The organism is Pantoea sp. X-Soil-OKNW-713 (assembly GCF_059730685.1).
This window is the reverse complement of record NZ_AP035995.1, coordinates 1,623,011-1,643,754: the sequence shown is the minus strand read 5'-3', so window position 1 is coordinate 1,643,754 and position 20,744 is coordinate 1,623,011. Positions and strand designations below refer to the sequence as shown.

Here is a 20,744-nt window from a genome sequence, read left to right as displayed (position 1 = left end):
ATGAACAATCTGTTGACCACATTAGATAAGATGCAGGAAGTGCTCTCTTCACTCCGCGAAGTGATGAATGAAGAACAGCAGCAACTTGCTTCCGGCCTGATTAACGGCAACCTGTTGCAGCGCATCACCGAAGATAAAAGCGCGCTGCTCTCGACGCTGAATTATCTTGACGAGATGCGCCGGACTACCGAGCAAAGCACCGGTACGCAGGCGCCTTATCGTGGCAACAGCGATATGTCACGCCGCTGGACGTCTATCCAGAAACATACGCGTCAACTGCGTGACGCCAATACGCATAATGGTTTGCTGCTACAGCAGCAGATCCGTTTTACCGATGATGCGTTAGCGGTGTTGAAGCCCCATCAAACGCAGGCATTTTATGGTCCGGACGGATTAGGTAAAGGTCAGTCAACACTGAGCCGCAAAGGGTAACCGTCCGCGTTCCAGATGTAAAAAAACCGCCATCGCTGATAACGAGGCGGTTTTTTTGTGCGTTAAATCGCGCCCGGATTTTTGTAGCGGCGCGATTTATTACGCAAGGTCAGAGCGCTTTTATGCCTGCGTACGGCGGGCAAAATCGCGTGGGCGGAATCCCATCAGACCGAGCACCACAAAATACGCCCCGCCACCGACAGCACACACCGCCGCCAGACGCAGTAAACGCCACCACATATGTCCCACTTCCCATGACGGCATGACATACAACAGGCCCAGCAGCGCCGCCGCCATCGCCACCACGGCGATCAACAGACGGATCAAAAAGCTAAACCAGCCCGGTTGTGGCTGAAAAATCTGTTGTTTTCGCAGCTGCCAGTAAAGCAGTGCCGCATTGAGGCAGGCCGCCAGACCGATGGACAGCGACAACCCGGCATGCTTCAGTGGCCCGATAAACGCCAGGTTCATCAGCTGCGTCATGATCAGGGTGATAATGGCAATTTTCACCGGCGTTTTGATGTCCTGACGAGAATAGAAACCCGGAGCCAACACTTTCACCACAATTAACCCCATCAGCCCGACCGAGTAGGCAATCAAGGCACGTTGCGTCATCGCCGCATCGAAGGCGGTAAATTTCCCGTACTGGAACAGGGCCACAGTCAGGGGACCGGAAAGAATGCCCAGCGCCACCGCACTCGGCAGTGCCAGCAGGAAACACAGGCGTAACCCCCAGTCCATCAACCGTGAATACTCATCATGGTTATTGCTGGCAAAACTTTTCGCCAGCGAAGGCAGCAGGATAGTCCCCAGCGCCACGCCCAACACGCCAGAAGGAAACTCCATCAGGCGGTCGGCATAGTACATCCAGGAGACGGAACCCGAGACGAGGAACGATGCAAAGATGGTGTTGATAATAAGAGAAATCTGGCTGACGGAGACGCCAAGAATCGCCGGCCCCATCTGACGCATCACGCGCCAGACACCCGCATCACGCAGGTTGACACGCGGCAGTACCAGCATGCCAATTTTCTTCAGATGCGGCAGTTGATAGAACAACTGCAACACGCCCCCCACCACCACGGCCCAGGCCAGCGCCATCACTGGCGGATGGAAATGCGGTGCGGCAAACAGCGCAAAACCAATCATGCTGATATTCAACAACGTCGGGGCAAAGGCAGGAACCGAAAATCGATTCCAGGTATTCAGAATGGCCCCAGCCAGCGACGCCATTGAAATCAAAAAGATATACGGAAAAGTCACCCGCAGCAGCGAACTGGTGAGCGCAAACTTATCGGCGGTATCCGCAAAGCCCGGCGCAGTCACCACAATCACCCAGGGCGCGGCAATCATGCCCAACACCGTCACCAGCGCCAGCACCAGAGTTAATAACCCGGAAACATATGCCACAAATACCCGTGTCGCTTCTTCGCCCTGCTTGCTTTTGTATTCGGCAAGAATCGGCACAAATGCCTGAGAGAAGGCCCCTTCAGCGAAAATGCGTCGCAGCAGGTTAGGCAGTTTAAAGGCGACAAAGAAGGCGTCGGTGGCCATTCCGGCACCAAACACTCGCGCCACGATGGCATCGCGGGCAAAGCCCAGCACGCGGGAAAACAGGGTCATCGAACTGACCGCTGCCAGCGATTTCAACAAATTCATAATTAGCGGCGCATCCTGAAAAGAGTCGGATAAATGAGCAACTTAGCGCGGGCATTCGAAAATGCCCGGCGATAGTCTACTGCCACGGCGGGAAATGACCAGCATTGAGTGTTACAAGGGATTATTCCTGTTCGGCATCACGCCACAGCTTTTCCACCAGACGCTGCGCCGCCAGCGCTTGTTCGCCACTGGTTACAGGCATCGTCTGATTTTGTACGCACTGAATAAAATGGTGAGCGGCACCGGTAAAACCACGCTGTGTCAGATGACTCTGCCATGCGGGTGGTGCGTCAAGGCGTAACCCTGTCAGGTTTTCCTGTTGCCAGTCACGCATCTCTGCCACCTGAATGTAATCACCCTCACAAATGGCACTCACCACTTCACGTTGCGTTCCGGCACGACGGTGCATGCTGGTGGTGATTTGCAGCGCACCGGCGGAAAAATGGTGTTCCGCATACAGCATCGCTCCCTGCTCGTTGGTTTCAATATGACCGTGGAGGTGCGAGAGTTTACCACCGGCCAGCCATAACGCGGTGTCAACCACATGCAGATAGTCGTCTAACAACGTAAAACGCAAATCTTGCGGCCCGACACTGTCGGCACGGTGCTTTTCGATACGTAGCGATGCGGCACGCGCCATTTCAGCCTGTAATTGTTGATAACGCGGCGCAAAACGACGGTTGAATGCCACCATCAGTTTACGTTTGCGTTTCTCCGCCAGTGCCACCAGCGCTTCAGCCTGCTGTAGCGTTTCCGCCAGGGGTTTATCGACGCAGACATCTTTATCTGCCAGCAGCAACGCTTTGACCACCTCGTAATGTGAAGCGGTGCTGCTATGCACAAACACCGCGTCGCTGGCGGCCGCCAGCGCATCGAGCTGACCAAAGCAGGGAATGCGGTAGCTATCGCAAATCGGCTGCGCTTTGGCCTGATTAGGCGAGAACGCACCGGCCAGTTGCCAGCCTTGCGCTTGCGACAACACCGGCAACCAGGCTTTCTGTGCAATGCCACCTAATCCGACCATCCCAATACGCAATGTCATTTTAATGCTCCTGTTGCAGCAACTGTTCCAGTTGCGCCTGCAACCGGGCTACCGTTTCTTCCAGTTGGGCGACCCGCTCCTCCAGATCTGCATTATCTTCAGCGGTGGTTGTGGCCGGAACATCTACCACATCACCGCCGAAAAGATGCATATAACGACTTTCACGCTTACCCGGTTCTCGCGCCAGACGCACCACCATAGGGCCATCATCACGGGAAATTAAGCCGTTCAGCGTCTGCTCAACCTCGTTCATATCGCTGAATTCATGCAGGCGACCACTGCGGGTACGCAGCTCGCCGGGTGTCTGGGCACCACGTAAAAACAGCAACGTCAACACCGCCACTTCCGCACTACTCAGTTGCAGATTACCAAACGCGGAGTTGCAAAAACGTTGTTCATATTTACTGACGCGCTGACCAAAGCCGCTGTTAGACGTGACCAGGTGCTTTTTGACCAGTTCATCCAACTGGGATTGCACCTCGCTCTCGCTCAGGTTCATCACCGGTTCACGGTTAGATTTTTGATTGCAGGCGGTGACCACCCCATTGAGCGACAGCGGATATTGATCGGGTGTGGTGACCTGTTTTTCCAGCAGACAACCAATCACACGCAATGCCTGCGCTGATAATGCCATTTTCATCGAATTGTTCCCTTTTCTTATCCGCGGCGGTCCGGGGTCCACTCGCGCCAGGTTAAGGCTGTCAGAACATGATCCTGCCAGCGGCCATCAATTAACAGGTAATCTTTGGCATAACCCTCTTTTTCAAAGCCCAGACGTGCCAGCAGATCGCCGCTGCGCTGATTATGCGGCATGTAGTTCGCCATAATACGGTGCATGTGCTGCTGCCGCTGCATATATCGAATGGCGCTTTGCAGGGCTTCAAACATCAGTCCCTGCCCCTGCCATTTCTCTCCTAATGAATAGCCAAGGTAGCAAGCGTGAAAGGAGCCTCTTAGCACGTTGCTGAAGTTGGCAACGCCGCGCACTTCACGCTCTTCCTGATCCATTAAGACAAAATAAAATGCCGAGCCTTGTTTGTGCATGTCGGCAATCAATCCCAAACGCGCCTGCCAGCCAGACGGATAGCAATGACTTTCATCACGTACCGGTTCCCAGGGCTTGAGAAAAACACGGTTTTCCGCGTAGTAATCTGCCAACCGCCAGGCATCACGCTCATGAACTAAACGGACCACCAAACGATCGGTAGTGAGGCGCACGCGCGGCCCAGCAGAACGATAGCCAAACATCTTGACTCCTGAAATCCAAGACTTAAGAAGGAAGTACGCCATCGGCGTTATATCTCACTATAACCGTCACCCTGCTTGCGGTAAAACCCCGTTTCCCGCCCTGGGTTATTCATCCCAGTTCAGGATTAATTTCTTTACCGGTTCGATGAAAAAATATCATCCTGATAATCCTGTTTTTCCTGCCTGCACAGGCGGAAAATAGACCAACTGGTCTCTTTTCTCCTCTCTTCCTTGCTCAGGATTTAGCATGTCTCGGGTTGCGCGGGCACGACGCCTTGGTAAAACATTTTTATTAGTAGATAACATGCTGGTGGTGTTGGGTTTTTTTGTGGTATTTCCTCTCATCTCCATTCACTTTGTCGAACAACTCGGCTGGGCCGCGCTGATGGTCGGGATTGCGCTGGGTCTGCGTCAGTTTGTGCAGCAGGGTTTCGGTATTTTTGGCGGTGCGATTGCTGACCGCTTCGGCGCTCGTCCCCTTATCGTTTCGGGTATGCTGATGCGCGCTGCGGGTTTTGCCTGTATGGCGCTGGCGCACGAACCCTGGGTGCTGTGGCTGGCCTGCCTGTTATCGGGCCTTGGCGGCACGCTGTTCGATCCTCCCCGCAGCGCGATGGTGGTGAAGCTGGTACGCGCCCGCGAACGTGGTCGCTTCTTCTCCCTGTTGATGATGCAGGACAGCGCGGGCGCGGTACTGGGTGCGCTGATCGGCAGTTGGTTACTGGCGTGGGACTTCCGTCTGGTTTGTTGGGTAGGTGCGGCGGTTTTTGTCAGCGCGGCATTATTTAACGCTATTTGGTTGCCCGCCTGGCGTATCTCCACCGAACGTATCGCGATGCGTGAAGGTATGCACCGCGTCTGGCAGGACAAACGTTTTCGCCTGTATGTCCTGACGCTGACCGGTTACTACATTCTTGCCGTGCAGGTGATGCTGATGCTGCCGGTGATGGTTAACCAGGTTGCGGGGGCACCCGCGGCGGTGAAATGGATGTACGCCATTGAAGCGCTACTTTCGCTGAGTCTGCTCTATCCGTTGGCACGCTGGAGTGAAAAACGCTTCCGGCTGGAGACACGGCTGATGGCCGGATTATTCCTGATGACCATCAGCCTGTTGCCGGTGGGTCTGACCACGACGCTGCCGTCGCTGTTTTTCCTGATCGCCGTGTTTTATCTCGGCTCGATCATTGCTGAACCGGCGCGAGAAACTCTCAGCGCCTCGCTTGCCAGCCCACGCGCGCGTGGTAGCTATATGGGGTTCAGCCGTCTTGGCCTGGCAATCGGTGGTCTGATTGGTTATTCCGGCGGTGGCTGGATGTTTGATGTCGGGCAGCAACTCTCACTGCCGGAATTGCCGTGGATGTTGCTCAGCGCGGTGGGCAGCATGACGCTGTTGGCGCTGTGGTGGCAGTTTCAACCGCGCTCGGTGGCCCCGGCGTTGTACAGCAGCTGATTTGCCCGCACCCATAATCTCTCCCATACTTCCCGCACGTCTGTAAAAAGGGTGACGCCAGTCACCCCCGGGAACCGAGGAGAAACAGGATGAAACTCTACATCTACGATCACTGCCCTTTTTGCGTCAAAGCGCGCATGATTTTTGGCCTGAAAAATCTGCCCATTGAACTGGTCGTGATGCTCAATGACGACGAGAACACCCCCAAAAAGCTCATTGGTCAAAAGATGGCACCCATTCTACAAAAAGCCGATGGCAGCGCGATGCCGGAGAGTATGGATATTGTCCGCCTGGTGGATAAGCAGGATGGCGAAACCTTGTTGAATGGCAAAACCAATCCCGCCATCACCGACTGGTTGCGCCATGTGAATGGTTACGTGAATAAACTTCTGCTGCCGCGTATTGCTGACGCTGCTTTTGCTGAGTTCGCCACCCCTGAAGCCCGTCATTATTTCCGGGAGAAAAAGCAGGCCAGCATTGGCGATTTTGGCGAGCTGCGTAAACATTCCCCCGGATTAATCAAAAACATCAACGATGATTTGCGTCAGCTGGATAAATTGATCGTCAAACCCAATGCGGTAAACGGTGAGCTATCACTAGATGATATCAATTTGTTTCCGTTGTTACGTTCACTGACCCTGGTTGCCGGTATCGAATGGCCAAGCCGGGTAGCGGCTTATCGCGACAATATGGCGAAACAAACCCAGGTGAATTTGCTGTCATCTATTGCTGCCTGACCGTTTTGATGAGAAGCGCCCGCGCGTTTCTCATCGCTCTCCTGGTGACACCCGCCCCTGATTCAGGCAGGCTATGGCACGTTTGCCGTATTGTTCAGGATGAGGAAAGTATGAAGAAGGCATTTCCCGGGCTGATGGCCCTGCTTTTTGCCGTGCTGCTGGCCGGCTGTAACCAATTAACCCAATACACAATCAGCGAGCAGGAAGTTAATCAGGCACTGCAAAAACACAACAACTTCGAGAAGGATGTGGGTGTTTCCGGACTGGTGAATGCGCATATTGTGTTGACTGATTTGAGCAGCCAGATTGGCCGTGAAGAACCCGGTAAGATCACCTTATCCGGTAAAGCTAACATTAATGTCAGCTCCCTGTTTGGCCCACAGCAAGCTGAAATGCAGCTAAAAATGAAAGCACAGCCGGTCTTCAATGCGCAACAGGGGGCAATCTACCTGAAGGATCTGGAGATCGTTGATGCCCAGGTGCAACCGGAAAAAATGGCGTCGATCATGAAAACGCTGACGCCTTATCTCAATGAATCGCTGAAACGTCACTTCGATGAAAAACCCGCGTATGTGTTGAGCGAAGATCGTAGCAAAGGCGAAGCGCTGGCGAAGAAATTCGCCAAAGGCCTGGAAGTGAAACCCGGTCAGTTGGTGATCCCGTTCACTGACTAATTGCCTTGCAATGATACGTAGCGGCGCGATTTTTCGCACTGTACGGGGTAAAACCCGCGCGATAAATCGCGCCGCTACGCAACATGAATAAAATCCCGTGCAAACGGTTGCCCACATCCTTATGATTACTCCCCGGCCTAAACGTGCCTTTCGTTTTCTACCTAGCCGGAGCCTTTTGAATGACAGCCCAACCCCAGCAAATCACGATTCGCCGCCCTGACGACTGGCATATCCATCTGCGCGATGGCGCAATGCTTCAGGCAGTTTTGCCTTACACCAGTGCGGTGAATGGTCGTGCGATTGTCATGCCAAACCTGGTTCCGCCGGTGACCAGCGTTGCTGCTGCCATCGCGTATCGCGATCGCATTCTCGCTGCACTGCCAGCAGAGCATAACTTTACGCCGCTGATGACCTGCTACCTCACCGATTCTCTGGATCCCGATGAGATTGAACAAGGCTTTCGTGCCGGGGTGTTTACGGCCGCAAAACTCTATCCGGCCCATGCCACCACTAACTCCAGCCACGGCGTGACCAATATCGCGTCTATCGCTCGCGTGCTGGAACGGATGCAGCAAATCGGCATGCCGATGCTGGTGCACGGTGAAGTAACCGATTCGCACATCGATATTTTTGACCGCGAAGCCCGTTTTATCGAAACCGTGCTGGAGCCGCTGCGTCAGCAATTCCCTGGCCTGAAAGTCGTGATGGAACACATCACTACCAAAGAAGCGGCTGAATATCTTGCTGCCGGTAATGAACTACTGGGCGCGACTATCACTCCCCAGCATCTGATGTTTAACCGTAACCATATGCTGGTTGGCGGTGTGCGTCCCCACCTGTATTGTCTGCCGATCCTGAAGCGTAATATTCATCAGGAGGCACTGCGCAAACTGGTAGCCAGCGGAAACCGTCGTGTGTTCCTCGGCACCGATACTGCGCCGCATTTGCGTCATCTGAAAGAAGCCAGTTGCGGGTGTGCCGGGGTCTTCAACGCGCCGACATCTTTACCCGCCTACGCTACCGTATTTGAAGAACTGGGTGCGTTGCAGCACTTTGAAGCCTTCTGTTCCGAAAACGGGCCAAACTTCTACGGCTTGCCATTGAATGAAGGGACACTGACGCTGGTGCGGGAGCCGTGGACGGTTGAGCAGAGCGTGGCGGTCGCTGACGATACCCTGGTGCCCTTCCTCGCCGGTGAGACACTTAACTGGCGTGTGACTGACTGATATTTTTCGCGCTTGCCTTCGGGATAATTATACTGTACAAATAACCAGTATATTATCTCGGAGGCGTTTATGCGTGTTGAAATTACCGTAGCAAAAACTCAGCCCCTTCCTGCGGGCGCACTGGATGCGTTAAGCGCAGAGCTTACCCGACGCATCTCCCGTGATTTCCCAGACGACGAACATCATGTCAAAGTTCGCTATGCCAGCGGCAATCAACTGAGCGTTTTTGGTGGTTGCAAAGAAAATCGCGAACGTATCAGCGATATTTTACAGGAAACCTGGGAAAGCGCTGACGACTGGTTTATTACCGATTAACCGCCACTGCGCAGTTTTTGCCGGGTTTCGCCACCCGGCTTTTTTGTTTTATTTCCGCCTCGCCAGACAAAGTCTCTGCATCTAAAATCATCATTACTCCCCACCCATTCTTGCGCACGTCATGCTGACAGGAGACGTTTTACATGACTCACGATAAACCGGAAGAGGCAATGACGTTTGGCGAGCTGCTGGCATTAATCAGCGAACAGCAACGCCGCCTGACCGTGCTGGAAAGTGCCTTCGCCAATCTGACCTTCTGTCTGGACGATCGCGCCAGCCAGTTGCTGGTCCATAATCTGACGCTCGAAGCGCAAAATCAGAACCACGACGAGCAGTTACAGCACCAATTTGCTCGTCTGGCTGAAGAGATTCAAAAATGCGCGGGAACCGTTCAGGACCAGGAAAAGGGCTAACTTCACAGTTTTCATCGGCTCAAGAGTTTTCCTAAAGCCAGGCGACTTTACTGCCGATAATCTCTTTAGCGTCGGTAATTTGTTGCGCGGAAAAATACCCACACCGGTAGGTGTATTATTATTTTTAAAAAGACGCATCTCAAAAGCATTTATTTTGTGTTTTTTTTCACCACCACATTTTTTAACTATTGTACCGTTCGTTTCATGTTATAATTATCTCGCTTGTGCAAGAACAGCCGCATTGAACCTCAAGAAGCACTTCGTTTAACGAGTAAAAAGGAGGTTATAATGGACAGAAATAAAGACGTCATCCAGACTCATCCATTAGTGGGATGGGACATTAGCACCGTTGACAGCTATGACGCCATGATGATTCGCCTGCACTCGCTATCATCGCAGGATCAGAAAGAAGAAGAAGCTGATGTTGGCCCTACCTACTGGCTGACCACCGACGTGGCCCGACAGTTTATCTCGATACTTGAAGCTGGCATTGCGAAAATTGAGTCTACCGAGCAATACCTACGCGATAATCAAAAGCATTAATTTCTCCCATCGCGTGTAAGGGGCACCCTCAAGGGTGCCTTTTTCATGTGCGCGCTCTTTTGATATGCTGCTGAAAAAGTTCGCCGTTTTTCAGGAGTAATGTCACATGGTTTATGATCTGATTGTGGTTGGCAGTGGATCAGTAGGTGCAGCCGCCGGGTACTATGCTACTCAGGCGGGTCTCTCGGTATTGATGATTGATAGTGCCCACCCGCCCCATACTCAGGGTACCCATCACGGTGAAACCCGCTTAATCCGCCACGCCTACGGTGAGGGCGAACGCTATGTTCCGTTGGTGTTGCGTGCGCAAACCTTGTGGGATGAACTGGAACAACGCGGTGGTGAACGCATTATGCACCGTAGTGGCATCCTCAACCTCGCCCCTGTCACTTCCACCTTTATTCAAAACGTCATCGACAGCGCGCGCGTCTGGCAACTTGACGTACAGATTTTGCAGGCAGATGAAGTCCGCAAACGCTGGCCACAATTTTCCGTACCCGATGGTTACATTGGGGTGTTCGAACCCAATTCCGGTTTTCTCAAGTGCGAAGAGGCGGTGCGCAGTTGGGTAAAACTGGCGGAACAGGCGGGCTGCGCGCAGCTATTTAACTGCCCGGTGACAGAAATTGGTCGGGATGGTGATCTGCAACAGGTCACCACCAGTGAAGGCATGTTTCGCGCCCGTAAACTGCTGGTCAGTGCCGGAACCTGGGTGAGCCACTTGGTGAACAATTTGCCGGTCACCCCGGTGCGAAAAGTGTTTGCCTGGCATCAGGCGGATGGGCGCTACAGTGAAAACAACCAATTCCCTGGTTTTACCGTGGAGATGAGCGACGGCAGTCACTTCTATGGCTTCCCGGCAGACAATAATGCGCTCAAAGTAGGCCGACATGATGGTGGGCAGGTTATGCAGACACCTGCGGATCGCAAGCCGTTCGGCAGTGTCGCCGCCGATGGTAGCGAAGCCTTCAGCTTTTTACGCCAGTTTCTGCCTGGCGTGGGGGTTTGTTTACATGGTGAAGCCTGTAGCTATGACAACACGCCTGACGAGGACTTTATCATTGATACGTTACCAGGCGAGCCAAACCGCTTAATTATCACCGGACTGAGCGGTCATGGCTTTAAATTCGCCAGCGTACTGGGTGAATTGGCCAGTGAGTTTGCTCAGGACAAGCCTTTTTCGTTCGATATTACCCCCTTCTCACTGACGCGTTTTGCCTGACATCTCATGGCCGCTGCGCTACGCCAGCGGCCTGCCTGACACTTCCTGACATAAACCCACAAATATTTAATGACTGGATTAAATGACAGCGCAAAAGGTGTAGTAATTAATTTCAACGCTTTATTCCAGCGACTTCCCCGCGTAGTTATTCAATATTTCTGAGCGCTTAGGGCATATATCACCATAAATACCGAATGGTTATTTCATAGTTTATAGAAAAGTAAGGGTGATTGATTTTGTATTTCAATATATGGATTCTAATTGCCAGTTATTTCCGCACGGGATTTACCGATGATGTGGCGCAATTCCCCACAGCAATTTGGTTTGATATCTATCTTATTACACTGGCTAATGGCGCTCGCCATTTATGGCATGTTTGCGCTCGGATTGTGGATGGTCGGGCTGGGTTACTACGACAGCTGGTATCACAGCGCACCAGAAATTCACAAAAGTATTGGCATCCTGTTATTGATGGCCCTGTTGCTACGTCTGCTGTGGCGTTTCCTGTCCCCTCCTCCGGCACCACTGCACAGCTACTCCCCTGTGGTCCGGTTTGCGGCGATTGCCGCTCACTGGCTGCTGTACAGCCTGCTGCTGGCCATTCTGGTCAGTGGCTATTTGATCTCCACCGCTGACGGTAAACCTGTTTCGTTGTTTGGCTGGTTCGATATCCCCGCGTTGGTTGCCGGGGCAGCAGAACAAGCCGATGTGGCTGGCGATATTCATCTCTGGCTCGCCTGGACGGTGGTGGTGCTTTCGGTACTACACGGGCTTGCCGCGCTGAAACACCACTTTATTGACCGTGATATCACGCTGCAAAGGATGCTGGGTTGCCGCATCCCGTTAACCTCTGAAAAGGAAAAGTGACATGCTTAAAAAGACCCTGCTGATGCTTTCAGGTGCTGGTTTACTGGCCGCCAGTCTGACGGCCAATGCCGCAGATTACAAATTTGATAAACAGGGACAACACGCCTTTGTCCAGTTCCGTATTCAGCATCTCGGCTACAGCTGGCTCTACGGTAGTTTTAAGGATTTCGATGGCGGTTTTACCTTTGATGAAGCGAACCCAGGTGCCGACAAAGTCAATGTCACCATCAATACCGGTAGTCTCGATACCAACCATGCCGAACGTGATAAACACCTGCGCAGTGCTGATTTCCTGAATACGGACAAATTCCCGCAGGCGACGTTTGTCTCCACTGCCGTTAAGAAAGAGGGCAAGGAGTATAAAATCACCGGCAATTTGACCCTCAACGGCGTAACCAAACCGATTACGCTGAATGCGCATTTGATTGGCGAAGGTAAAGATCCCTGGGGAGGCTATCGTGCAGGCTTTGAGGCCAGTGGCGATGTGGTGCTGAAAGAGTTCAACATCAACAAAGATCTGGGACCAGCATCGCAAAAAGCGGAATTGATTATTTCGGTCGAAGGGGTTCGACAGTAAAAAATGAGGCAGCCTGCATCATGGCAGGCTGCCGGTTCCTTACTTCTTCTCTGGCAACGGAATTGCCATCGTCATGTTGAGCAAACCACGCGATTTGTTGAAGACTTTGTTGCCATTTTCACGGCCAGCGCGACGTGTGCGCTGCTCTTCCGGCGACAGTTTTGACTCTTCCATGCACAGCGGGCTACAGCAATTGTGAAACTTCTCGGCACAGCTTGAGCACTGAATAAACAGCAAATGACAGCCGTCATTGACGCAGTTGGTGTGGGTGTCACAAGGTACGCCACACTGATGACAATTTGACAGCACATCATCGGAAATGCGTTCCCCCATACGTTCATCAAAGACAAAGTTTTTGCCTTTAAAACGTACCGGTAACCCCTGCTCACGCGCCCGGCGGGTGTATTCAATGATGCCGCCTTCGATGTGATAAACATCATCAAAACCGTTATGTTTCATCCAGGCACTGGCTTTCTCGCAGCGAATGCCGCCGGTGCAATACATAACGATCTTTTTATCTTTCTGGTCTTTCAGCATGTCGACCGCCATCGGCAGCTGATCGCGGAAAGTATCCGCAGGGACTTCCAGCGCATTATCAAAATGCCCCACTTCGAATTCGTAGTGGTTACGCATATCGACAAACACCGCATTGGGATCATCCAGCATCGCATTGACATCGGCGGCTTTCAGATAGTTACCGACATCGCTGGCATCAAAGCTGTTGTCTTCAATACCGTCTGCGACGATGCGATCGCGTACTTTCAGGCGCAAAACCCAGAATGATTTCCCATCATCATCCAGCGCGATATTCATACGCAGATTATTCAGTGCCGGATCGAAGCCGTAGAGAAAAGCTTTCATGCTTTCATACTGGCTGGCGGGCACACTGATTTGCGCGTTGATGCCTTCATGGGCGACATACACGCGGCCAAATACCTTGAGCTTGGTTAACCCAATGTACAACGCATCGCGGAATGCTTTGGGATCGGCAATCTGGAAATATTTATAAAAAGAGACTGTGGTACGCGGCTCGGTTTCAGCCAGCATGCGTGCCTTCAGCTCTTTATTGGAAACAAGGTTGTGTAACACTGGCATGGTGTTCGTTCCTGTTAGCAATAGGAAAAAATGAGCGCGCACATGATACCTGAAATCACCACAATGCATAGCCTTTGCCGCGAATATCGGCGAGGGTGAGCTGTGCCGCATTTTTGTCCGGTAATTATATTTTAATGCGATAAGGTGAATTCAGACATTAGCAGTGCAGCTATGCTTGATTTCAGTCAGAGAGAAAAAATGGCACAATAGACACAAATAACAGGAACCGGTACCTCTGGTACAAGACGCAGGATACTGACATTTCAATGACTCAACTTCCACAATTTTCCCGTGAACTCCTTCATCCACGCTACTGGTTTACCTGGTTGGGTATTGGGACTCTCTATTTACTGGTGCTATTGCCTTACCCGGTTTTATCCGTCATCGGCTGTGGTCTGGGCCGTATTGCCATGCGTTTTCTGAAGCGTCGCGTCAAAATTGCCCAACGTAATCTGGAGTTATGTTTTCCTGATATGCCAATCAGCGAACGCAATGCGATGGTAAAACACAATTTTGAATCGGTCGGCATGGGGTTGATTGAAACCGGTATGGCCTGGTTCTGGCCGGACTGGCGTATCCGCAAATGGGTAGCCTGTACTGGTCTGGAGCATATTGACTCTTCACTGGCTGCCGGACGCGGTATTTTACTTATCGGGATGCATTTTCTTACCCTGGAGTTGGGCGCCCGTGTTTTTGGCATGAACAATCCCGGCATCGGTGTTTATCGGCCTAACGACAACAAACTGATCGACTGGCTGCAAACCTGGGGACGTATGCGTTCCAATAAAAGCATGCTCGATCGTAAAGACCTTAAGGGCATGATCCGCGCAATGAAAAACAACGACATTATCTGGTATGCACCTGACCATGATTATGGCCCGCGTAGCAGTGTGTTCGCGCCGTTTTTTGCCGTTGAAGATGCCGCCACCACGACCGGGACGCATATGCTGATCCGTCTGGCAAATCCCAGTGTTGTCCCCTTTCTGGCCCGCCGCCTGCCACATGGCCGTGGCTACGAACTAAAAATCATGCCGGATATCCGTGACAAATTTTCACTGGAAAGCGAACTCGACACCGCCATTTGCATGAATAAAGTGGTTGAGGAGAGCGTATTGCTGGCCCCGGAGCAATACATGTGGCTGCATCGTCGTTTCAAAACCCAGCCAGAAGGTCAACCCTCGCGTTATTAATGTGATGTGGGACACAGGGTGTGTCCCTCTGCATCAAAACTGAAATTTGCCTTAATTCATGACATTATCCGTCAGTTTTTAGTTAAAACTGTACCAGACTTAATTGAAGCTGGCGTATTTTCTCAGACCATATATTTATAGAGCTTTCTCAGAATAAAATCAGACAATGGTGATCATTACTTAAGCCCGTGCTGGTTACGATGCGACATCTTTTTCGCATGTCGTTGATTTAGGCCTGAAAGATTAAATAAAATTTATTGATCACAACATGGTTGTATGGACCTGTTTTTTTCCAATTCCAGGCATATTCCTATTTAATATTACTAAATTCTTTGAAATCGCTAATCAATGCAAGAAAATTAACTTAATTTACAAGGAATTATCCTGGTGGCTGCAACGCTTATTCCGTTTCTAAAAAAGATACACCATCTTTATACCTTTCTGGAATTTGTTAGTGAATTCGATTCCAGTTAGTTTCGTTAATGACAGTTAGTTCAATAACCGTTCAAAAAAATAATAAAGATTACACACAGCAAATATACAGCAGGAACTCATAATATGAATAAAGGCATCTATTATTATGTGACGGTCAGTACCGATCAGGACAATTACCATTTACTGCATCGGAAAGAGTGTAAGCGTCTGCCCGAAAAGGAGGATATGGTCTTTATTGGTACGCTCTATAATTTAAATCAGGCCTTATCGATTGCGCGCATTAATTTTAAAAAGGTGAAACCCTGTATTAAATGTTGCATTCGTTATTCTGCGCCAGTTATCCGCGAATCTGTGCGGCCTGTACTGCATTTTCCACAAAAAATGCACTGACACATTCGGGCGGATGTGGCTCCTCATCCGCCCGAATGTTATTCCCTCCTGCGCCTGGTGATTTTTCGTCTATTCTTCTCTGGAAGCCCTATTCAACAGGCAAGGAGATTGCGATGAGCATGTATAGCACCTTAGTCGAAGCCATCGAGGCGGCGCGTGAAGAGTTTCTCGCCAGTCAACCTGAGTTGGATGAGGACGATGCCGTCGTCAACCAATTCGCTCTGCAAAAATATGTCATGCAGGATGGCGACATCATGTGGCAGGCCGAGTTTTTTGCTGATGAGGATGGACAAGGTGAATGTCTGCCCATTCGCAGCGGCGAAGCAGCTCAGGCCATTTTTGATGATGACTATGACGAAATTGAGCTTCGCCAGGAGTGGCAATCTGAAAATACGCTACATGAATGGGATGAGGGAGAGTTTCAGCTCGAACCGCCGATGGATACTGAAGAAGGTGAAGCCGCAGCAGCCGAATGGGACGACGATAACAGTGATTCTGACCACTGGGCGTAAAGCTTATTCGTAAGGTCCGTGATGGGCATCCACCGGTAACAGCAGCGTGTCCATCACCAATGACAACGGTAAATCGAGGATGGTAAGCATCCGCCATGCGCCGTCACGCACATCCCACTGCACTCCTGGGTAATATTGATTACCGTGCCCCTGCCCCGGCACGGTACGACTGATAATGCTGCCACATCCGCTCAGTAACAGAATGGCTGCACTTACAACGATGAATTTCATGAAACGATTCACAACAAATTCTCACAATGGCCTGCCGCTATTTTAGCCGTCAGTATGGGTGAATAACCACACCCGACAGCGTAAAGATTGCGTTAGTCGGAACAGTCTTGCTGTCGTCGCACCGAGACGTAACAGATAAAAAAAGCCGCTATCGTGTTGCGATAGCGGCTTTTTTACTGGGTTACTGACCCGATATCATGACTGCTGAGGCAGTGCCTGCGGGTTTAGCTTCAGCTTTTGATAGCTCTCAACCCACTCATGATATTTCTCTCCATTCTCCCACAGGCGCGTATGCACGCGCGCCAGCACCACCGGATCGCTAATCAGCTGTAAACGCTGCTCGCGGTTCAGTTTTTCCGGCGAATCGCTCAATGCCTGATCCACACGCCGATCGCGCGAATGATCCAGTATCTTGCTGTGCAGGTGACGTGAAGTCGCCATTGCCGTCGCCAGAGCGTTAAATGCCGGGTTGAACAGCGCATGCATAAAGCCATTCTTCAGCGCACGTTCGCGGTTCAGTTGCAGATAGTTGTCCGTGTCGACCAACTCTTGCGGCGGATCGTACTCTTCCGGGATCAGGAACAGCTTCGCGCGCTTACTCTTCAGACCAATGGTGGCACGGCTCGACATGACTGAGACGAACGGTGACAGAATCAGTGAGAAGACAATCGGCGACAACCACCACAGGAAGTTCAGATCCAGCACGCCCATGCCGACAGCCCAGACAATCCCGAGCAGCATCTGCGAACCGTGGCGGCGGAAGGCTTCACTCCAGGGCGTCGCATCATCGTCACGCTGCGGTGAATTCCACACCACTTCCCAGCCGAGGAATGCGCTGACCACAAACACGGTATGGAACAGCATACGCACCGGTGCCAGCAGGACCGAAAACAGCATTTCCAGCAGCAACGAGAAGAACAAGCGCACTGCCCCACCGTAAGGTTTTGCGCCTTTGAACCAAATCAGCACCACGCTGAGCAGTTTCGGCAGGAACAATAACACCAGGGTGGTTGAGAATAGCGCAATCGCCAGGTCGGGACGCCACTGCGGCCACACCGGGAACAACTGACGTGGTTGCAGGAAGTAGGTGGGTTCCATCAGCGTATGAACCACCTGTAGGGCGGTGGAGAGCGCGAGGAACATAAACCACAACGGCGCTGACAGGTATGACATCACGCCCGTCAGGAACACCGCACGGTGTACCGGGTGCATCCCTTTTACCAGGAACAGGCGGAAGTTCATCAGGTTACCGTGACACCAGCGACGGTCACGCTTCAGCTCATCCAGCAGGTTAGGCGGCAACTCCTCGTAGGAACCCGGCAGGTCGTATGCAATCCACACGCCCCATCCGGCACGACGCATCAATGCAGCTTCGACAAAGTCATGCGACAGAATCGAACCGGCAAAAGAGCCTTCGCCCGGCAGCGGTGCCAGCGCACAGTGCTCGATAAACGGCTTCACACGAATGATGGCGTTATGACCCCAATAGTGGGATTCGCCCAACTGCCAGAAGTGCAACCCGGCAGTAAACAGCGGACCGTATACGCGGGTCGCAAATTGCTGACAACGTGCGTACAGCGTATCCATGCCTGACGCTTTCGGTGACGACTGGATAATACCGGCATTCGGGTTGGCTTCCATCATGCGTACCAGACCAGTGAGACACTCACCGCTCATCACGCTGTCGGCGTCCAGCACCACCATGTAGCTGTAGTTGCTACCCCAGCGACGGCAGAAGTCATCAATGTTGCCACTTTTACGTTTCACACGACGACGACGACGACGATAGAAAATCTTGCCCGCACCACCGACATCGCGCACCAGCTCCATCCAGGCTTTCTGCTCGGCAATCGCGATATCCGCATCGTAGCTGTCACTCAGAATGTAGACGTCAAAGTGTTCTGCGTTCCCGGTGCGTTTGACCGATTCCCAGGTCGCACGTAAGCCCGCGAATACGCGTTCCACATCTTCGTTACAAATCGGCATGATCAGTGCAGTACGATGCTCCGGGTTGAGGGCTTCATCCCCCACCGTGGAGTACGAGATGCTGTACTTATCACGACCAATCAGCAGTTGCAGGAAGCCCATCAGCGCGGTCCAGAAACCGGCAGACACCCAACAGAACAGAATGGCGAACAGGAACAGAATGCCGGTTTGCAGAATATACGGCAGGATCAACTCCACCGACTGCAACCAGTTCTGGTTAAACAGTTCCATCGGATCGAGCAGCGTCCAGCCCTGATACGGCAGAATGGTTTTCATGTACCAGGTAGCAACCACGGTCTGAAACAGCGTCAGAATCAGCAGAACATAGCGGCGCATCGAACCAACGTGACGCCACTTATCTTCCGCTTTTTGTTCTTCCGCCGTTTTGTAACGTGGCGTCGATTTATGCCCGCGTAACGAATCCCAGGCGCGAGCCAACGGGTTGGTACGCCAGGCTTCCGGGAACATCAGCGAACGCGTAACCTTTGGCATCGCCTTCAGGATAGTACGGCCGAGATAATCTTTACCCAGTTGCTGGCCCTCAGCCAGTGAATCTGGCCAGGCCAACTGCACACGGGACGACACCGATTTTAGCGGCGCATCATCCGGGCGCTCGCTGGCGGCATCATCGTGTCCCAGCGACGCATGAATAGCGTGGAACGCCTGCGCATTCTGTAACGAAACGCTCAGACGCGCGCGACCTGCCGCATCGAGCGGCAGGGCTTCCACGTAAGATTGAGGTGTAAAAGTCGAGTTATTCATTGGCAGGTAGCTGATAGCTCCAGGTTTCCGTCAATGTCTTGTCGCCACTAACCAGCGCCGCACGCATCTCGGTCGGCTGCTTGTTATCTTTCACGCGCAAACGCAGCACCAGGCGCCAGCCTTTAGTGACCGGGTTGTAGCGTACGCTCTGCTCCACCACTTCAGCGTTATTACCTACACTGACCTGCGGTGCAACCTGCGTATTTTCCGGCAGTTTGCTCATCGCTCTGCCAACAAAATCGACGGTGAAGGCGATGCTGCCATCCGGCTGACGTACGAGGTTTGATTGCTTCACATCTCCGGCAGAACGCAGGGTATCTTTCACCCAGGCAACGTCATCGGAGTGCAGCAGATTTTCGTCACGGGTAAAGTGCAGACGATACTGGAAACTCATCTCTTTGCCCGGCTCAGCCAATTTTTCCGGCGTCCAGAACGCCACAATGTTGTCGTTGGTTTCATCCGCCGTCGGGATTTCCACCAGCTCAACCCGGCCTTTGCCCCAATCGCCTAACGGTTCAACCCAGCCACTCGGGCGCAGATCATAACGATCGTCGAGATCCTGATAATGGCTGAAATCACGCCCACGTTGCAGCAAGCCAAAGCCTTTCGGGCTTTCGATGGTAAAGGTGCTGACCGCCAGATGTTTCGGGTTATTCAGCGGACGCCAAATCCACTCCCCGTTACCGGCATGGATAGACAGACCGTTGGAGTCGTGCAGCTCCTGACGGAAGTTGCTGACCGGCGACGGCTGGTTAGCCCCGAACAGGAACATACTGGTTAACGGCGCGACACCCAGTTTACCAACGTTGTCACGCAGATAGACTTTCGCCTGCACATCGACAGTAGATTCTTTACCCGGACGTACGATAAAGCGATAGGCACCCGTGGCACGCGGTGAATCCAGCAACGCATAGATCACCAGTTGCTTGTCCTGCGGTTTTGGCCGCTCGATCCAGAACTCTTTAAAGCGTGGGAACTCTTCGCCTGAAGGTAACGCCGTATCGATGGCCAGACCGCGCGCTGACAGACCATAAACCTGGCCTGCACCAATAACGCGGAAGTAGCTGGCTCCGAGGAAGCTGGTGATTTCGTCGTCTTTACCCTTTTCATTAAGCGGATAAAGTACTTTGAATCCGGCAAAACCCAGGTTTTTCACCGAGTCTGCGTCATGCTTGACGTTGCCGAAGTTGAAATAGTCCGGATTGTACTTGATTTCACGCACCGTACTGGCGGTGACTTCGTTAATTTTCACCGGCGTATCGAAGTACATACCCTGGTGATAGAACTCAAGTCTAAATGGCGTGCGCAGTTTGCCCCAGTAGGCTTTATCGTGGTTAAACTGGATCTGCTGGTAGTCAGCAAATTTCATTTCACGAAACTGAGAGGGTAAATTGCTCTTCGGCGCTTCGAAGCTTTTGCCCGCCATCGCCTGAGCCTGTTTTGCTACATCATCGAGGTTGAACGCCCAGCTATTATTTGCGTACAACGCCAGCAGAACTGCCGCGCCTAACCAGCGCATCTTCTTCAGTCCGGCCATATTTTTTTCTAAAGTCAGCACATCCCCCCCTTTCGCGTGTGCTTAGATCAAACCCGCATATCTTAAAGGATTATTCTTTTTTCCGACAGCGTATGTAACCGATTGTTCCCCTTATTTGTAAGTGGAAAATGCGCTTTTAGGATAATTAGACGATACAGAATCAGCCTATAGTATACCTCGTTTACAGCCGGTAGAATTTTC

Annotated in this window: 22 protein-coding genes; 14 read left to right on the top strand and 8 right to left on the bottom strand. The window is 52.1% G+C overall.

Annotation, left to right across the window (positions count from 1 at the left end; genetic code table 11):
• Positions 1-432, top strand: coding sequence for a flagellar export chaperone FlgN (flgN, locus tag AC6I8R_RS07555; RefSeq protein WP_021186025.1), 432 nt, complete (start codon positions 1-3; stop codon positions 430-432).
• Positions 433-552: 120 nt separating this feature from the next.
• Here flgN and murJ read toward each other — a convergent pair whose 3' ends face one another.
• The 4 genes from murJ to rimJ form a co-directional block, all read right to left on the bottom strand.
• The gene (gene murJ / locus AC6I8R_RS07550; protein ID WP_021186026.1) at positions 553-2,091 is read right to left on the bottom strand and encodes a murein biosynthesis integral membrane protein MurJ; all 1,539 of its coding nucleotides are present in this window, start codon (positions 2,089-2,091) and stop codon (positions 553-555) included.
• Positions 2,092-2,212: 121 nt separating this feature from the next.
• Entirely contained in the window at positions 2,213-3,133 is a 921-nt protein-coding gene (locus AC6I8R_RS07545) for a Gfo/Idh/MocA family protein (protein WP_021186027.1), read from the bottom strand.
• A 1-nt stretch (position 3,134) separates the two neighbouring features.
• Positions 3,135-3,773, bottom strand: a complete 639-nt coding sequence (locus AC6I8R_RS07540) for a DUF480 domain-containing protein (RefSeq protein ID WP_497832076.1) — start codon at positions 3,771-3,773, stop codon at positions 3,135-3,137.
• Between the two features lie 17 nt (positions 3,774-3,790).
• Positions 3,791-4,381: a ribosomal protein S5-alanine N-acetyltransferase gene (rimJ, locus tag AC6I8R_RS07535; protein WP_013508634.1), complete on the bottom strand. Its 591-nt coding sequence runs from the start codon at positions 4,379-4,381 to the stop codon at positions 3,791-3,793.
• A 247-nt stretch (positions 4,382-4,628) separates the two neighbouring features.
• Between rimJ and mdtH the strand changes: the two genes are divergently transcribed.
• The 10 genes from mdtH (at position 4,629) to AC6I8R_RS07485 (ending at position 12,405) form a co-directional block, all read left to right on the top strand.
• Complete coding sequence (gene mdtH / locus AC6I8R_RS07530) at positions 4,629-5,831, top strand: multidrug efflux MFS transporter MdtH (protein WP_021186030.1); 1,203 nt, start codon at positions 4,629-4,631, stop codon at positions 5,829-5,831.
• 89 nt (positions 5,832-5,920) lie between these two features.
• Positions 5,921-6,568 (top strand): glutaredoxin 2, encoded by a 648-nt coding sequence (gene grxB, locus AC6I8R_RS07525; RefSeq protein ID WP_415175131.1) that lies wholly within the window; start codon positions 5,921-5,923, stop codon positions 6,566-6,568.
• A 110-nt stretch (positions 6,569-6,678) separates the two neighbouring features.
• Positions 6,679-7,242 carry a lipoprotein gene (locus tag AC6I8R_RS07520; RefSeq protein WP_415175130.1) on the top strand — a complete coding sequence of 188 codons (564 nt, stop codon included), beginning with the start codon at positions 6,679-6,681 and terminating at the stop codon, positions 7,240-7,242.
• Between the two features lie 179 nt (positions 7,243-7,421).
• Positions 7,422-8,468, top strand: a complete 1,047-nt coding sequence (gene pyrC, locus AC6I8R_RS07515; protein WP_021186033.1) for a dihydroorotase — start codon at positions 7,422-7,424, stop codon at positions 8,466-8,468.
• A 69-nt stretch (positions 8,469-8,537) separates the two neighbouring features.
• Complete coding sequence (gene dinI, locus AC6I8R_RS07510) at positions 8,538-8,783, top strand: DNA damage-inducible protein I (protein ID WP_013508629.1); 246 nt, start codon at positions 8,538-8,540, stop codon at positions 8,781-8,783.
• A gap of 143 nt (positions 8,784-8,926) precedes the next feature.
• A complete protein-coding gene (locus AC6I8R_RS07505; protein ID WP_208725234.1) occupies positions 8,927-9,196 on the top strand; it encodes a hypothetical protein in 270 nt (89 codons plus the stop codon).
• 288 nt (positions 9,197-9,484) lie between these two features.
• Entirely contained in the window at positions 9,485-9,739 is a 255-nt protein-coding gene (bssS, locus tag AC6I8R_RS07500) for a biofilm formation regulator BssS (RefSeq protein WP_013508627.1), read from the top strand.
• A gap of 106 nt (positions 9,740-9,845) precedes the next feature.
• A complete protein-coding gene (gene solA, locus AC6I8R_RS07495) occupies positions 9,846-10,961 on the top strand; it encodes an N-methyl-L-tryptophan oxidase (RefSeq protein ID WP_497832075.1) in 1,116 nt (371 codons plus the stop codon).
• Positions 10,962-11,252: 291 nt separating this feature from the next.
• Positions 11,253-11,828 carry a cytochrome b gene (locus AC6I8R_RS07490; protein ID WP_021186036.1) on the top strand — a complete coding sequence of 192 codons (576 nt, stop codon included), beginning with the start codon at positions 11,253-11,255 and terminating at the stop codon, positions 11,826-11,828.
• 1 nt (position 11,829) lies between these two features.
• Complete coding sequence (locus tag AC6I8R_RS07485; RefSeq protein ID WP_021186037.1) at positions 11,830-12,405, top strand: YceI family protein; 576 nt, start codon at positions 11,830-11,832, stop codon at positions 12,403-12,405.
• Between the two features lie 39 nt (positions 12,406-12,444).
• Here the strand turns inward: AC6I8R_RS07485 and trhO are convergent, their stop codons facing one another.
• Positions 12,445-13,500 carry an oxygen-dependent tRNA uridine(34) hydroxylase TrhO gene (trhO, locus tag AC6I8R_RS07480; protein ID WP_415175126.1) on the bottom strand — a complete coding sequence of 352 codons (1,056 nt, stop codon included), beginning with the start codon at positions 13,498-13,500 and terminating at the stop codon, positions 12,445-12,447.
• Between the two features lie 266 nt (positions 13,501-13,766).
• On the opposite strand from trhO, the gene AC6I8R_RS07475 reads away from it, so the two are divergent.
• From AC6I8R_RS07475 to AC6I8R_RS07465, 3 genes are all read left to right on the top strand, one after another.
• On the top strand, positions 13,767-14,690 hold the full coding sequence (locus AC6I8R_RS07475) for a Kdo(2)-lipid IV(A) acyltransferase (RefSeq protein WP_021186039.1): 924 nt from the start codon (positions 13,767-13,769) through the stop codon (positions 14,688-14,690).
• A 558-nt stretch (positions 14,691-15,248) separates the two neighbouring features.
• Positions 15,249-15,515: a hypothetical protein gene (locus tag AC6I8R_RS07470; protein ID WP_021186040.1), complete on the top strand. Its 267-nt coding sequence runs from the start codon at positions 15,249-15,251 to the stop codon at positions 15,513-15,515.
• Positions 15,516-15,628: 113 nt separating this feature from the next.
• The gene (locus AC6I8R_RS07465) at positions 15,629-16,027 is read left to right on the top strand and encodes a MysB family protein (RefSeq protein ID WP_497832074.1); all 399 of its coding nucleotides are present in this window, start codon (positions 15,629-15,631) and stop codon (positions 16,025-16,027) included.
• A 3-nt stretch (positions 16,028-16,030) separates the two neighbouring features.
• On the opposite strand, the gene AC6I8R_RS07460 is transcribed toward AC6I8R_RS07465, so the two are convergent.
• The 3 genes from AC6I8R_RS07460 to AC6I8R_RS07450 form a co-directional block, all read right to left on the bottom strand.
• Positions 16,031-16,258, bottom strand: a complete 228-nt coding sequence (locus tag AC6I8R_RS07460) for a YceK/YidQ family lipoprotein (protein WP_021186042.1) — start codon at positions 16,256-16,258, stop codon at positions 16,031-16,033.
• A 195-nt stretch (positions 16,259-16,453) separates the two neighbouring features.
• On the bottom strand, positions 16,454-19,006 hold the full coding sequence (gene mdoH, locus AC6I8R_RS07455) for a glucans biosynthesis glucosyltransferase MdoH (RefSeq protein ID WP_415175125.1): 2,553 nt from the start codon (positions 19,004-19,006) through the stop codon (positions 16,454-16,456).
• A complete protein-coding gene (locus AC6I8R_RS07450; RefSeq protein WP_200864688.1) occupies positions 18,999-20,534 on the bottom strand; it encodes a glucan biosynthesis protein G in 1,536 nt (511 codons plus the stop codon). The genes mdoH and AC6I8R_RS07450 overlap by 8 nt, the downstream gene beginning before the upstream one ends.
• Positions 20,535-20,744 lie beyond the last annotated feature (210 nt).

What these genes read in the sequence shown, in the direction of transcription:
- trhO (WP_415175126.1), bottom strand. Translation starts at nt 13,500, where the DNA reads ATGCCAGTGTTACACAACCTTGTTTCCAATAAAGAGCTGAAGGCACGC.
- AC6I8R_RS07520 (WP_415175130.1), top strand. Translation starts at nt 6,679, where the DNA reads ATGAAGAAGGCATTTCCCGGGCTGATGGCCCTGCTTTTTGCCGTGCTG.
- flgN (WP_021186025.1), top strand. Translation starts at nt 1, where the DNA reads ATGAACAATCTGTTGACCACATTAGATAAGATGCAGGAAGTGCTCTCT.
- grxB (WP_415175131.1), top strand. Translation starts at nt 5,921, where the DNA reads ATGAAACTCTACATCTACGATCACTGCCCTTTTTGCGTCAAAGCGCGC.
- bssS (WP_013508627.1), top strand. Translation starts at nt 9,485, where the DNA reads ATGGACAGAAATAAAGACGTCATCCAGACTCATCCATTAGTGGGATGG.
- AC6I8R_RS07485 (WP_021186037.1), top strand. Translation starts at nt 11,830, where the DNA reads ATGCTTAAAAAGACCCTGCTGATGCTTTCAGGTGCTGGTTTACTGGCC.
- AC6I8R_RS07465 (WP_497832074.1), top strand. Translation starts at nt 15,629, where the DNA reads ATGAGCATGTATAGCACCTTAGTCGAAGCCATCGAGGCGGCGCGTGAA.
- AC6I8R_RS07470 (WP_021186040.1), top strand. Translation starts at nt 15,249, where the DNA reads ATGAATAAAGGCATCTATTATTATGTGACGGTCAGTACCGATCAGGAC.
- mdtH (WP_021186030.1), top strand. Translation starts at nt 4,629, where the DNA reads ATGTCTCGGGTTGCGCGGGCACGACGCCTTGGTAAAACATTTTTATTA.
- AC6I8R_RS07475 (WP_021186039.1), top strand. Translation starts at nt 13,767, where the DNA reads ATGACTCAACTTCCACAATTTTCCCGTGAACTCCTTCATCCACGCTAC.
- AC6I8R_RS07490 (WP_021186036.1), top strand. Translation starts at nt 11,253, where the DNA reads ATGATGTGGCGCAATTCCCCACAGCAATTTGGTTTGATATCTATCTTA.
- dinI (WP_013508629.1), top strand. Translation starts at nt 8,538, where the DNA reads ATGCGTGTTGAAATTACCGTAGCAAAAACTCAGCCCCTTCCTGCGGGC.
- AC6I8R_RS07540 (WP_497832076.1), bottom strand. Translation starts at nt 3,773, where the DNA reads ATGAAAATGGCATTATCAGCGCAGGCATTGCGTGTGATTGGTTGTCTG.
- AC6I8R_RS07505 (WP_208725234.1), top strand. Translation starts at nt 8,927, where the DNA reads ATGACTCACGATAAACCGGAAGAGGCAATGACGTTTGGCGAGCTGCTG.
- AC6I8R_RS07545 (WP_021186027.1), bottom strand. Translation starts at nt 3,133, where the DNA reads ATGACATTGCGTATTGGGATGGTCGGATTAGGTGGCATTGCACAGAAA.
- solA (WP_497832075.1), top strand. Translation starts at nt 9,846, where the DNA reads ATGGTTTATGATCTGATTGTGGTTGGCAGTGGATCAGTAGGTGCAGCC.
- AC6I8R_RS07460 (WP_021186042.1), bottom strand. Translation starts at nt 16,258, where the DNA reads ATGAAATTCATCGTTGTAAGTGCAGCCATTCTGTTACTGAGCGGATGT.
- mdoH (WP_415175125.1), bottom strand. Translation starts at nt 19,006, where the DNA reads ATGAATAACTCGACTTTTACACCTCAATCTTACGTGGAAGCCCTGCCG.
- rimJ (WP_013508634.1), bottom strand. Translation starts at nt 4,381, where the DNA reads ATGTTTGGCTATCGTTCTGCTGGGCCGCGCGTGCGCCTCACTACCGAT.
- murJ (WP_021186026.1), bottom strand. Translation starts at nt 2,091, where the DNA reads ATGAATTTGTTGAAATCGCTGGCAGCGGTCAGTTCGATGACCCTGTTT.
- pyrC (WP_021186033.1), top strand. Translation starts at nt 7,422, where the DNA reads ATGACAGCCCAACCCCAGCAAATCACGATTCGCCGCCCTGACGACTGG.